Here is a 14,297-nt window from a genome sequence, read left to right on the forward strand (position 1 = left end):
CTCACCCTCTTATTCTATATTCCGCTAATCAGTGCTGTAATCACTGGGTTGAGTTCTATCATTTATTGTTCATTCCTAATTGTGCTAAAAGCTGTGAAGATTGATTGTTCAGTTGTTGCATCGCTTTTTCCATGGCATTAAATTGATTCCAGTAGCGTTTTTCTCTTTGCTGTAATCGATCTTGCAATCGAGTAATATCGTCTTTAATTCTTAATAAATCCTTACCCATTGAATAGTTGTGCTCGGTTTTAAATGTATTACCTGCTTTGTTTTCAACTTTTTGCATTGTCTCAGCTATAGTATTACGCAGTCTCCGTGCAATCCCTAAAACAGGAGTAGTATTTTTATCGTTTGCATTTAGTTCTGATGTTCCGTCTGCCATAAACAGTTGGTAAACAGCCTCTGGATTATCTTCAATGGCTGCCCTTAATTTATCTTCATCAATTTCTAACTTTCCACGATCTAAGTAATCTTTCGTTGTTTTTATTCCAATTTCAGAAAGTTGATTGTATCTATTATCTGTCAAGGTAGCTGCTGTTGATTTTACCTCTGTATATAAATCCATCCGCATTTTAGAAAGTCCAGAAGTTAAAAGTGAATCACGGCGCAGCATTCCGTTCTTCGCTTTCTCTTCCCACTGTTCGATTTCCTTTTCTTTCATTCCTGCTTTTTGTTCATCTGAAAGTGGGGTAAACGTTTTATAGCGCTCTTCGTTTAGTTTACCGTTAATTTTACCAATCATTTCATTGTATTTCTCGACGAATTCCTTTATTGTTTTGACGATTTCATCGGTGTCAGTTTTTATATTAATAGTAGCACTATCTGTTGATGCAGATGAATTCTTTTTAAGTGTAAAGGTTACATCATTCATGGTAAAGGTATTCGATTTTCTTGTTGTTTCTAAACCATTGATTGTAAATTTAGCATCACTACCTGATGTTTCAGTACTATTATTTAGCCCTAATACATCATTAAAAAATGTATTTAAACGATTAGGGTCTGTATTTTCCGTTACCTTACCATTAGCATCACGAGTAACATTTACAAACTCCATTTCAAATCCGCCATTAGCCTGGTTAAAGTCTCCTGTTTCTGTTCTCATAGCTACCACTTTATCAGTACCGGAATCATAGAAAAGATTAACACCTGTATTAGCTTGATTTATTTTTGAAAACATGCTATTTAGTGATGTTGTACCATCAAATTTAAAATTTTTATATTGTGGTTTGCCATTTTCATCGAAAGTTTTAATATCAAATTCTAAATAATTTTGTTTAAATTGGACACTAAACTTGCTATCTTTAGCTAGGGCTGGGCCACCAAATACCATTTTACCTGTATTGGTGTCTATATAAACGTTATTATCGGTTCGGTCCACCGCTTTGGGTATATCACCAGTAATGACTGAGTACTCCTTTGTTCCCCCATCACTAAGATTAACAGTTATCTTACCTTCTGTAACGACACCTGAAATATCTGAGATTGCACCTTTAGTTAGTTGAAATTCACTCCCCCCTTTTTCAGGTACAGTGAAATTATTCATAGTAAATGATGCATCTTGTTTCCAAGACATGCCACTGTTTGTAAAGTTCGCTTGCTGTGACCACAAACTCTTTGAAGGATCAATCTTAGTCCCTCCACTAATTGAAGTACTTTCTCTTCTTGCAGCAGTAGCCAATGTAACATTTTCAATTTTGTAAGAAACATTCCCAGCAGAAGCAGAGGCTGTAGCAGTAACAAAATCCGAATTGGAACTAGTTGCAGTTCTCTTCAACATCTTTGACTGCCGAAAAATATTATCAAATAGATAAGTATCAAAGTCTTTTAATAACGTATTCATCGAACGATAATCATCACGTTGCCATTCGAGGACTTGCTTTTTTTGGTTTAAGCGGTCCAATGGCATTCTTTCAGCCTTCATCATTGCATCTACGATAGACTGCGTGTCCATTCCACTAGCTAAACCGGAAAAACGAATCGATTCCATTTTTATAACACTCCTTGCTACAACTTTTTATCAATAAAAATGCCTAGAAACTCAGTCATTTTTGCATACATATCTAGCAATTCCTTTGAAGGGATTTCCCTTATTACCTTCTTTGTTTCCTGATCGACTACTTCAACATAGTATCGATCTAATTCTTCATGCATTTTAAAATTTAGAGAGGTGAACTTCGGTTTTAAAAACTCATTCATACCCTTAATTACATGTTCTGCTTCTTCTTTTGATAATTCTTTTTTATCATTTTCCATATGTATACTTAGCTGTTTATCTTGTTGTTCGGTTAATGATGTTATCTCTACTCTATTAGTTACAAAATCTTTCATACCTTTATCTGAGAGAGTAGGTGAGGACAATCCATCAATTTTCATAGTGAACAACTCCCTGTTATAATCCTAAAAATTATATCGGCTTATATAGGAAATTGTTAAATAAATTGGGGTTTTTTATGTAGTTTATTAAGTAGAAAGTTACAGAGTAAAAATAATCTATTTTAATTGAATATAGGCAGTTTTCTCTTTTCTAAAATCACCTTTTTAAAAAAGAGAAAACTTGAAATACAAATTAAAGATGACACTAAAAAAAATATTATTTTAAGTAATAAACTAATACCTTTTTTATCCCATTAATCACAGAATCTATGTCTTCAAAGGTCATTTTTGGAAACAAAGGTATAGTTAACGCCGTTTCATACCAATTCTCCGCAACCGGACACAAGCCCTTCTTATAACCAATTTGTTGATAATACGGGTGTAGATAAACAGGAATGTAATGGACATGAACCCCAATATTTTCCGCACGAAGTGCTTCAAAAATTTCTCGTCGCCCAACACTAAATTTTTCTAAATCCAGGGAAATCATATATAAATGCCAGCTTGAATTTGTTCCTTCTAACTGAAAAGGAATTTTTACACCATCCAGTTCAGAAAAAGCCTGATTATATAGATTCGCTATTTCTCTTCTTTTTTCAACAAACATGTCTAATTTTCTCATTTGCGAAATGCCAAGAGCTGCATGGAGGTCTGTCATTCTATAGTTATACCCTAATTCAACCATCTCATGGTACCAAGGGCCTTCATCCTTTGATAAATCATAATTTTTTATCCCATGTGAACGAAATAGACGAAGCTTCTCTGCATATTCAGATGAATTCGTAACAATAATTCCACCTTCAGCCGTTGTAATGTGCTTAACTGGGTGAAAGCTAAACATAGTCATATCAGCTAGAGCCCCCACCTTCTTCCCCTTATAGGCTGCACCTAGCGAATGGGCCCCATCCTCAATGACTACTAATTTGTATTTGTCCGCAATTTGCTTGATAGCCTCCATATCAACAGGCTGACCTGTAAAGTCAACAGGAATAATGGCTCTTGTGCGAGGTGTTATAGCTTTTTCCAATTTATTTGGATCAATATTATATGTGCGCTCATCGATATCAACAAATACTGGTTTCCCTCCACAGTATAGAACGCTATTTGAACTTGCAGCAAATGTTATAGGAGTAGTAATAACCTCATCTCCTTGTCCAACACCAGCTGCAAAACATGCTCCATGCAAGGCTGCTGTTCCATTCGAAAAAGCCACAGCAAACTTTGTGCCCGCATAGCTTGCTACCGCCTGTTCAAATTCTTCTATTTTCGGTCCTTGTGTAATGTAAGGACTTTTTAAAGTTTCTAAAACAGACTGAATATCGTCATCATCAATCCATTGCTGGCCATATGATAAATAGGCATCACGGACTGGTTTACCGCCTAAAATCGCCAAAGTCATAAACTAATCATTCCTCCAAAAAGAGCCACCTAAATGAGGTGACTCGTCTTAATCCATTCTTCCGTTTTACTAATTCCCTCTTTAAGACTTACTTTTGGTTCCCAGCCTAAAAGAACTTTGGCTTTGTCATAATTGCATAAAAGCTTCTGTATTTCACTTTGAGGATGAATATGCTCAACATGTTCAATTCTAGACTCATCATTCACTACTAGCATTGCTAAATCATTAATAGAAATATCTCTGCCTAACCCTGCATTAACAATTTCTCCATTTACTGAATCTGAATACCCTGCTTGAACTACAAATTCAGCACAATCATCAACATAGAGTAGATCTCTCGTTTGGGTACCCTCTCCATAAATATTTAATATTTCACCAGCTAGCTTTTTCTTTATAAAAATGGCGACAACTCCGCCTTCTCCACCTGTTTTTTGGAAGGGACCATATGTATTAAATGGACGAATGACCACTGTCGGTAGCCCATACGCATAATAATAAGATAAAACCATATTCTCCGCGGCAATTTTTGACCCAGCATAAGGAGAGGCTGGTTTAATCGGATGATTTTCAGTAATACCGTTCACATCTACACAACGATCGTAAACCATACAGGTGCTCATAAAAACTACCTTTACTTGGTGTTTACGGCATTGCTCCAAAATATAAAATGTTCCTACTGTATCATTATTAAAAGTCGTTCTCGGATCATCAATCGAATCTTGAACATTAATGGAAGCACCTAAATGATAGCAAATATCAAATTTTGTCTCATTAAATAGCAGTTCAAGTAATTCCTCATTTTTAATATCACCTTTAATAAAGTCTTGTATGTCATTTCCAAATTCTTCAATATTTTCTTCTCTTCCATTTGACAAATCATCTAATATCCAAATCTCATGCCCATCAGCCAGGAGCCTTTTAGCAACAGCTCGTCCAATGAATCCAGCTCCACCAGTTATTAATATTTTCATTTCTTCACCAACCTTACAGTAACTCCCAAGATAATGGAGTTCCTTTCTTTATATCCTGTTTAGCCGTTTTACCTAATATGCTTTTCAAATGCTTTGGTTTCAATCCATGCCCTGGTCGAATGGCGCGAATATTCTCTTTCGTAAGTTCCTGTCCCGCAAGAATATCTTCTGCTACATATAATGAGCGACGATCCTTTAATGAAGGAATTTCTGCACTTGTAGGGCCATAACTAATTTGTCCAAGACTCTGCCAAGCTCTTTCTGTTTCGATTACAAGAGCTTTTATTTCATCTGGCTCCATCGAGAAGGCTGCGTCTGTACCTCCTTCTGCTCTAGACAGGGTGAAATGTTTTTCAATCACAGTGGCACCTAATACAACACTTGCCACCCCAACGCCAATTCCCATCGTATGATCAGATAAGCCGACTTCACAGTTAAATAGCTCTCTCATATGAGGGATTGTTAATAGATTTGAATTATCCGGTGTTGAAGGGTATGTGCTTGTACATTTTAGAAGAATAATATCCTTACAACCTGCGTTTCTAGCAGCTCTGACAGTCTCGTCCAATTCAGCAACAGTTGCCATACCAGTTGAAATAATTAAAGGTTTTCCAGTTGAAGCAACCTTTTCAACAAGTGGAATATCTGTATTTTCAAAAGAAGCAATTTTATAACAAGGGACATCAAGCTCCTCAAGAAAATCAACAGCTGTTTTATCAAATGGGGAACTGAAAACAATTAATCCTAATTCACGACACTTATTAAAAATCGGTTCATGCCATTCCCAAGGAGTATATGCCTCTTTATATAGTTCATAATAAGATTGTCCCTTCCAAAGACTATCTGGATTATTAATGAAAAACTCACCCTCGTTGATATCTAAGGTCATCGTATCAGCCGTATAAGTTTGTAACTTTAATGCATCTACACCTGCTTTTGCTGCTTCCTCCACAATCTGTAAAGCTCTTTCCAATGATTGATTATGATTGCCCGACATTTCTGCGATAATAAATGGCTTATAGCCTGTACCAATTAATTTTCCGGCAATGTTTACTGTGTCAGTTGTCATTCTAAAACCTCCAAAATAGCCTCTACAACAGGGTGTGTATGATAGGTAATTTCTGAATGCATCAATCTCCTCGCTCGATTTGACATTCCTGTGAGCATTTCAGGAGAAGCTAAAACTCTATTGATTATATCGACATAATTAGACATATTTACACTTTCATGCCACCCAAGGTTCCATATAGCTCCATATTCGGCTGCAGCATGAGTTGATCCTATTTGATTTTCTGCTACAACTGTAACAATTGATGGCAACCCAAGAAAACAACGTTCCCACATCGTAACCCCGCCTGCACCTAATGCTAAATCTGACTTTCTCATTAAGGAAGCAATATAATCTATTTGTTCATAATAGGAATATTGTGTTTCCGCGCATATTTCTTTGATATGATCACGTTTCCCATTTGATAATCCTACGACAACATGGACATTTATATTTGAAACCTCCAGCCTATCAAATGCTTCCAGCACTTTTAATGTTTCGTTTGTTGGATCGGATCCCCCATAAAAGACAAGGATATCTTGAATGGTTTTATAAGCCTTTTTTACTTTGTCACCCAAATAAAACTCCGGCCGTAATAAAAGATATTTAGGTCCAAGGAGCTTCCTGCAATGAGCTGGAATGAGATGATCATATCTGTTATTAAGATTCTTGAAATAGTTTTGATCTAAAAGAAGGTCACACTCATGCTCTCTGTTTGCTAAATCGTCTATTACCATAAGTTTAATTGAATAATATTTTTCCTTAATAGTTTTTTCCCAGTTTGAGTCTATTTGATAATGATCAACAATAAGTAAGTCAACTTGATGCTCGTTCAGTATATCAATCGTAGCCTTTGCATCAATAACATTTCCAAGTCCCTTACCTATTGGAAACACTTTATATCTATTTTCTCTAATAAAGTCAATCATATTTCCCTCTAGATTAGCACATATAAAGGCTACCTCTGCTCCTTTTTCCTGAAGAAAATCCGCAAGAGTCAGGCAGCGCATAACATGACCTGATCCAATTTCAATGGATGCATCGACCCTAATGATTATATTCATACAATACTGCACATCCTGATCCCCACAAATTGAATTCAATTTCTACTTACAAAAGACCTTAATAGTGGATTATACAACAGGCTTCTGTGGGATATGGGCATTAATCTTCGCGATGTCTGGGTTCTGCTTTAAGAACTCAACCACCTCTTTTGCAGAAACAAAAAGCTCACATTTAAACTGATCTGCAATCCTTTTACATAGTTCATAATCTTCATCTGTATCTAACGTAATTCGCAATTCAGGGCGAAGAAGAGCATCATGAGCATTCACAGATGACCAAGAAAACTCCTCTTTATGTTCATAAGCATAGTAAGTTACATGTTCACGATGGCGGTGCTCATGACCGTGTTGATGAATGTATTGGAGGGATTGATAGGTAAACAACTCGACAGCTAACCCTCTCGGAAGTTCCCCCTGAATGCTCATAAAATCCGCAGGGGATTCGGACATCTTTTGGACCAATTCAGAAGCAAGTTCATAATCAACAAAAGGACAATCCGCTGTGACCCGGATAACGTAATCAGGCTCATACTTTTTGGCCGCTTGAACATAACGGTCTAATACATCCTCCTCTGAACCCCTAAAATAGGCAATTCCTCTTTCCTTGCACCACTCTTCAACCCGATCATCTTGTGGCAGATTTGAAGTTGCAACGATTACTTCGTTAATTCCTTGAATTTTTTTACACCGCTCTACGACATAGGTTAAAACATCTTTATTTCCTAATGGCTTTAAGATTTTACCTGGCAAACGGGATGAGCCCATGCGTGCTTGGATGATTGTGATAATATTCATATGTCCACACTCCATTAATATTCTTTCTCTTCCCAGACTAAGATTGGAATTCACTATACGGCAGTACATAAATACCTTTGTATTCTTTTTTTATCTCTCTTAATGGAGTTTGTTTAAATTGATCTAAGGGATTTATTATTTTTGTTAAATAATAGTGATAATCAACCTTACTTCCCCAAGTTTTCTTATATTTAAATATTGGAGAATCAACTCTATCACAGGATTGCCAATTATAAAATAAAAACTGATGTTGCCTTGCGTATTGAATACTCCAATAATCAAGCATAACACCAGCATTTGTATTCATATATTCAGTACCAATAACTCTCATAAAATTATCTAATGATTTGTTCTGCTTCAGAAAAATCCCTGCACCAATAATGTTATTTTTTTGCATGGCATATTGGATAAAAGCTCTTTTACCTCCCATGATTCTTCTTAGTTCATTAAAAACAGAAAACGGGTAAACTGTACAATTTGTTTCAATCATTCGAGGTACATAAATTGAATCATACCAATATGAGAGCGACGCTTCAGTATAATCTTCTTTTAAATATACTTCATTATTCTGGGCTATCTTTAAATTTCTCTTTAAGTTATTTCTGTTTTTACTATTCATACCATTAAGAAAGTCATCATCTAAATCAATATATTGATAAAAATTTTCATGAATAAAGTCCGGCTTGATAATTTCTTTAATAATAGAGATATCCTCTCTTATAAATGGAGGTGTACAGATAGTCACAAGAAGTACATTACATTGTTCTGCATATTTATATAATTTTTCAATCAAAGATTTTAAAACTTTAAAATCTTTGTTGATATAACAGCCACCACCATAACCTATATAAGGCATAGAATGGATAACATCCCCTAATTTTGAATGGTAGTGGACAAATGGGAAAACTCCAGCAACTTGTCCATCTTTAAAACAACAAATATATTTATATTCAAAATTATATTGTTCCTTATAAATACTTTTCAGACTAAAATCTTGTTGTACTAATCCATAACTATCTACAAAGTTTTGAACCTCAGCCCTTTTGGCATCTTCGATAATAATTGAATATAGCATAGACTCTCCCCATCGCTAACTTACCTATACAAATTTACTCAATAAAAGTAAATCATGAAATTTCCCGTCACGATAAATTTCTTCTTTTAAAACGCCTTCTTCAATATAACCATTTCGTTTAAACAATGTTAAAGAAGGTTGATTAAATGCTAAAACTTGGACCGTAATTTTTCTAATATTGAACTCTACTTTTAATAACTCTTCTAATAATTTTATGGCTTGGGTAGCTATTCCTTTTCCTCTATACTCAATTTCACCGATAACAATCGATAATAATACCTTCTGATTTCGGTAATCTAAATTTGAAAAAGAAACAAAGCCCACTTTAGACCTATTATTTTTATATTCTATTAAAAATACTCTACTTGTTGGATCAACTAGTTTTCTTTCATACCATTTTTTTTCTTCCTCCAAATTTCGAGGAAAAAAAGAAGTTAATGTTGTATTTTTAGTCACTTCATAATCATTATGCCACTTTTGAATAAACTGTATATCGTCTTCTTCAATAGTTTTTAAACTTATCATCTCATTTTCCAGCATTTAATCGACCCTTTTGTAAATTCTATTTTTGATACTCTAGTAATTGCTTACGAAGTTCTCTCTGCGTAAATTTATACTTTATATTATTTTTTTCTAAAGATGATAAATTAAACCGTGCGTCTTGGTAATTCGTTCGCATAGCCAAAGCTTTTTCAAAGCACTCCCTTGCATGATTAATATTCTCTAGGAGTACATAGCAGCAGCCCATATTATTAAAGGCCTCAGATAATTGATTATCCAGGTGTAGCGCTTTTTCATAATAACTAATAGCATCTAAATAATTCTTATTTATATACGAGATATTACCTAAATAAAAGGAAACATATGCATTAGGAATTTTTTCAAAAGATTTTAAAAGCTGCTCAGCTTTATTATAATTACCAACCTTGAGCATAATTTTTGCCAGCATAACTACCTGAGTTTCGTTATCGTAAATGGAGGAAAATACAATATTCTCTATTTTCTTCTCGCCTAAAGATTTTATAATATTAATTTCAGATTCAACCTGCTTCGTATGATTATTTGTCAAATTATTAGAATGTCTTCTACAGATATAGTAAGTACCAGGTTCATAACCAAAATTAAAATTCTCTGCTAATCTAATAAGGAAATCATAATCTTCAGCATAAACTAAATTAGGATTATAGCTAACTCGATCAAAACAATGTCTTTTTAACATAATACTTGCAGGTGCCGGAACAATCTGTCTAAAAAATAAATTTGTTAAAAAGGTTTCTTTATCAGGGAAATCCCCTTCAGAATATAAGATATTTAAATGATTTAATTTAGCATCAACCACTTGAAGATCATTATAAACAATATCTATTTGAGCATTATTTTCTAAGAAATTCACTTGCGTTCTAATCTTATCTTGATCATATAAATCATCCGCATCTAAAAACGCCAAATATGTACCTGATGATTTTTCCACACCAAAATTTCTTGCCGCAGAAGGACCTTGATTATTTTGATAATAATAATACGTCTTAATATCAGACTCATTTCTGCTGAGCATCTTACTAATTTTTTCTTTTGAATGATCCGTTGACCCATCATCTATAACTATTAACTCAATATTCTTATACGTTTGATTAAAAGCACTTTCAATTGCAACTTCAACATATTTTTCAGCATTGTATACTGGCATAATTACTGAAACTAGTGGGTACATATGATTCTCCTGGGAAATCTATAAATAAATTATAATTTTTCGCTTCACAATCTTAATTCTTCGTTTGTTTTTTTGAGAGAACCTCCCCAAAAAATTGAATAAGTTGTTTTGCTTGTTCTTGTCTAGAGTACACCTTATATTTTTGTAATAGATATCCGTTAAATTTATTTTTTCCATTTTTATTTTCTATAAAATTTGATAGTCCTTCTAACAATTTTTCTTCACTATCATCCAAATAAAAAACCATTTTATTGGGGAATCCTTCTAAAAGATTTATTAAATTTTCATTAGCACTATTAATGATAGTAAGGATAAATGAACTGTGTGCGATTAAATTATAATACTTTCCACCTACAGATATATCTGATGTCATTATTGCAATATTACAATCAGAATAATGGATGTATTCAATTGATTCTTTAAATGATTTATGGCCTTTATAATAAAAAAAGTTAAATTTGTTTAGGATTTCAAGATCTCTATCATCTTGAAAATGACCAACTAAATAAAAATTAATTTTTTTATTTTTACTATTATTCCATTTATCAATAGCAAATAATAATTTCTCGATATAATCTACATACTTCTTATAAACATGTCCACAATAGCTAAAATTTATTGTTTCTTTATCATGTACATATGGCGATGAATCACAGTACCCAATATCCTCCAAGTCAAATCCATTCCTAATTATTTTAATAGGACAATAAAATCCTAAACTTTCTAATCCTTCCTTTATTCCTTTATCAACTGTTATTATTCCATCAACTTTATTCATTAGGCTTTTTTCCAGATATTGCTGTATTAACTTTCCTTCTTCAGTCCGGAAAGTAATTTCATTTGCTTCTGTCCACCCATCTCTATAATCTATGATCAAAGGAATACCTGATATTTCTTTTAGTATTTTACCTGCAATTGCCAATGAATATGGGGGAATTGTACTAAAAATCAAATCAATATTCTGCTTTTTTATTATTTCGAGTCCTTTTATGACAAAATGCATTATAGAACCAACTGCACGATCCGGAATTTGAATTTGATGATAAATTTCCTTATAAGTATCATCGTATTCTTTTAGCGGTTGGAGTGAGTCTAAGCGATGTATTTCTAATTGATCTGGAATTTCTGAACAAAGCGATATATCATACAGTTGATAGTATTCCTCTTTCATTGTCAAAACGATCGGATTCCAATTACTTTTTTTTAGATATTTTATAAATTTTAAAGGCCGAAATACACCACTGCTAGTACCGGGAGGGAAATCATATGTTAAAAAAAGGATGTTTTTTTTCATAAAACCATTGCGCCTTTCAATTTATCGGTCATTTAAAATTTAGGATAGTTTTTAATTATTATTATTAAGGGCTTTTAAATATTCGGTTGCTTTTCCATGTTCGCCTCTAATTAATTTATTGCACTGATTAAAATGGTACTTTGCATTTTCATATTTATTTAAATTAAAATACGCTTCTCCTAAACAAAAATGAGCATTTACTCTGTAACTTCGTTGAAGAGTAAGTCCTTGTAATTTATTATTTGGCTCGGATAGCATTTCCATATATTTATTAAGAACACAGGTACCCTGCTCAATATCACCGTATTTTAATAAAGTTCGTCCAGAAAAATAAATAGCGTCAAGGTTTTCACCTGTATGGTCTTTCCATTTATTAATCTGTATGTTATCATCATTGTTTATAAAAATATTGATAAATAACGAACTTCTTAAATTTTCATGTTTATTTATTAGAACTTCAATATACCCTTCCAATAGTTCTTTTTCGAAACTCATGTTTTTTTTATAATAAAATTTATCTATGAGTAACAATTGATTCATATTAATTTTAGTTTGTTCATGAGCTTCAATAGATTTTTTTAAAAAAATCCTATAGTACTTCGCTGCATTTTCTGTTTGCCCTAATAATTCATAAGATCTTCCTACTATAAAACTATCTTTATCCTTAAACTGATTTGGACAAACGGTAGTGATTTGTTCGTACAGCCCATCAGCAAAATACATTTCTTGATCCATTAAATTTATACAGTCATTCCCCCCCCATGCTTCATTATCATTTTCAAAGACCATTTCTAGCCCTTTGTTTAATCCAATATTTTCTGATTCATATAGTGGTAATTGATCTCTTATATTTTTCAATGTCAAAAATTGAATACCATTTAATATCTCATCAGTATTCTTAGCGTGTAAAGCCCAGCCTAAATTATAAAGATTATTGTAAAACAACTTAGCCTGGTCATGGATTGTAATTGTTGGGATCCCTAAATGCATTGCTTCAATACCACTTGTAGAAAATCCGGTAATATGGATATCGACGTTTCGCAAAATTGCCATTATTGGTACACTTGTCGCTTGTTTAGTCTCTACTTTTCCAGTTTCTATTAACTTCGATAAAATACTTTCACAATTCTCCATTTCATTCCGATAAATTCCTAACATTGATGGATGATATCTGATAAACCATCTCCAATTTTTAGGTGATTTCTCGATTGCTTCTAATAACCAACTAGGTATGTTTTCATCCCAATTCGTAAAACCATATAAAGGCTGTAAGGTTACCAGTATATTTGTTTTTTTATCATTAATAAACTTTTTTATTATAGATTCATATTTTTTCACGAAAGGCCGACTTCCATCTTTCCATAATTCGATCCATGGATTTCCTCCATTTATGGCTTTATGCACGTTAGTTTGAAGAGCCCATTCATTTATATTGGTAGCAGAATCTTTATCCCAGCACCAAAAAAAATTAGGTAAAATATTATATCCTTTTTCTGGTGTATTACTCCACCTATGATAATAATAGTCCCTGTGATTTCCATGCTGAATATCTATAGTAGGGATGCCAACTCTCCTAGCTGCTAAAATAAATGCATAGCTGTTTTTTTGATAATAATTAATCAAAAAACCGAGTTTGGTTTTTTTCTTAATAAAAAGCATCTCAAACATCCTGCTTAGTTTTTGTATATGAGATGTTTCATTATATAAATATTCGTATGTCGGAAAATCAAAATCTTCACCAAACTTAATGAGAAATTCACGCTTTACCTCATTGAATCTTTCCAAATTATTATTGTTACAAATTTCTTGAGATTCTTGAATATAATTAATTTGATTTGTAATAGAGTAAGACTCATCAAACACAGGAAATCGTTCAATATTATGACTACTAAACTCTAAGTTTACAACATTAAAGCCCATCCTCCTAATTTCCTCATTAAAAGGACCGCTCAATCGATTATACCAACAATCATTTAACTTGACCCTTGTAAAAGAATCAAACAAAACAAATACATCTACATCTCCATTCTTCTTTAACAAGGTCGATAGTCTTGGTAATTTATGGTCACTTTTATCGTAGACTTGACTAGAAAAGGGTCTAGAAGTAGTCACTAGCCTAAAACCAATTACTATTCTTATTAATGGCCACACATCAACACCATTTATTTTCCATTGATTGACTGGATAGTTTTCTTCAATTTCATTAAAAAAAGTAATTTCACTTTGTTCTTCTATCATCTTGTAAGACACCCCTGAATTTTTCATTTTTAAAAGCAAATAAATTAAGTTAAGGTATTCTTACACACTTATATTCACTATAGTACTTAATCTTCGAAAACCTTAGTTTTCCTAACTACAAATGTAATGCTAGATTATTCTTCGAAACCCAGTAACAAAATCGTAAAACAAATAGAATTCAATAATGTACCTACTAAAATAAATTACTAATTATAACCATTATTTCTTAATAAAACCTAGGGTTGAACAAAAGGGAATTTATTCATTTTAACTTTTTCCTCTTTAGAAAATTCATCGACTGCTTGCTTTTCTTCGGGAAAAACACCATA

General features: G+C 33.0%; 12 protein-coding genes. All 12 read right to left on the reverse strand.

Going from position 1 to position 14,297, the window contains the following annotated elements; genetic code table 11:
* Nucleotides 1-58: 58 nt before the first annotated feature.
* The 12 genes from H0173_RS16365 to H0173_RS16420 all read right to left on the reverse strand — a co-directional run bounded on the left by H0173_RS16365 (nt 59) and on the right by H0173_RS16420 (nt 13,968).
* On the reverse strand, nt 59-1,987 hold the full coding sequence (locus tag H0173_RS16365; RefSeq protein ID WP_221847585.1) for a flagellar hook-associated protein 2: 1,929 nt from the start codon (nt 1,985-1,987) through the stop codon (nt 59-61).
* Between the two features lie 17 nt (nt 1,988-2,004).
* Complete coding sequence (flaG, locus tag H0173_RS16370; RefSeq protein WP_221847586.1) at nt 2,005-2,373, reverse strand: flagellar protein FlaG; 369 nt, start codon at nt 2,371-2,373, stop codon at nt 2,005-2,007.
* Nucleotides 2,374-2,590: 217 nt separating this feature from the next.
* The gene (pseC, locus tag H0173_RS16375) at nt 2,591-3,772 is read right to left on the reverse strand and encodes a UDP-4-amino-4,6-dideoxy-N-acetyl-beta-L-altrosamine transaminase (RefSeq protein WP_221847587.1); all 1,182 of its coding nucleotides are present in this window, start codon (nt 3,770-3,772) and stop codon (nt 2,591-2,593) included.
* 29 nt (nt 3,773-3,801) lie between these two features.
* Nucleotides 3,802-4,743: an SDR family NAD(P)-dependent oxidoreductase gene (locus tag H0173_RS16380; RefSeq protein ID WP_221847588.1), complete on the reverse strand. Its 942-nt coding sequence runs from the start codon at nt 4,741-4,743 to the stop codon at nt 3,802-3,804.
* 13 nt (nt 4,744-4,756) lie between these two features.
* The gene (gene pseI / locus H0173_RS16385) at nt 4,757-5,812 is read right to left on the reverse strand and encodes a pseudaminic acid synthase (protein ID WP_221847589.1); all 1,056 of its coding nucleotides are present in this window, start codon (nt 5,810-5,812) and stop codon (nt 4,757-4,759) included.
* Nucleotides 5,809-6,855 (reverse strand): UDP-2,4-diacetamido-2,4,6-trideoxy-beta-L-altropyranose hydrolase, encoded by a 1,047-nt coding sequence (gene pseG / locus H0173_RS16390; protein ID WP_221847590.1) that lies wholly within the window; start codon nt 6,853-6,855, stop codon nt 5,809-5,811. The genes pseI and pseG overlap by 4 nt, the downstream gene beginning before the upstream one ends.
* 69 nt (nt 6,856-6,924) lie before the next feature.
* Nucleotides 6,925-7,650, reverse strand: coding sequence for a cytidylyltransferase domain-containing protein (locus H0173_RS16395; RefSeq protein ID WP_221847591.1), 726 nt, complete (start codon nt 7,648-7,650; stop codon nt 6,925-6,927).
* Between the two features lie 37 nt (nt 7,651-7,687).
* Nucleotides 7,688-8,725 carry a hypothetical protein gene (locus H0173_RS16400; RefSeq protein WP_221847592.1) on the reverse strand — a complete coding sequence of 346 codons (1,038 nt, stop codon included), beginning with the start codon at nt 8,723-8,725 and terminating at the stop codon, nt 7,688-7,690.
* 24 nt (nt 8,726-8,749) lie between these two features.
* Nucleotides 8,750-9,265 carry a GNAT family N-acetyltransferase gene (locus H0173_RS16405; protein ID WP_221847593.1) on the reverse strand — a complete coding sequence of 172 codons (516 nt, stop codon included), beginning with the start codon at nt 9,263-9,265 and terminating at the stop codon, nt 8,750-8,752.
* Between the two features lie 22 nt (nt 9,266-9,287).
* The gene (locus tag H0173_RS16410) at nt 9,288-10,436 is read right to left on the reverse strand and encodes a glycosyltransferase (protein ID WP_221847594.1); all 1,149 of its coding nucleotides are present in this window, start codon (nt 10,434-10,436) and stop codon (nt 9,288-9,290) included.
* 52 nt (nt 10,437-10,488) lie between these two features.
* Nucleotides 10,489-11,730, reverse strand: coding sequence for a glycosyltransferase (locus tag H0173_RS16415; RefSeq protein WP_221847595.1), 1,242 nt, complete (start codon nt 11,728-11,730; stop codon nt 10,489-10,491).
* 51 nt (nt 11,731-11,781) lie between these two features.
* Nucleotides 11,782-13,968, reverse strand: coding sequence for a tetratricopeptide repeat protein (locus H0173_RS16420; protein WP_221847596.1), 2,187 nt, complete (start codon nt 13,966-13,968; stop codon nt 11,782-11,784).
* Nucleotides 13,969-14,297 lie beyond the last annotated feature (329 nt).

The sequence above is a fragment of the Bacillus sp. S/N-304-OC-R1 genome (assembly GCF_019749375.1).
Lineage (GTDB): Bacteria > Bacillota > Bacilli > Bacillales > Cytobacillaceae > Cytobacillus.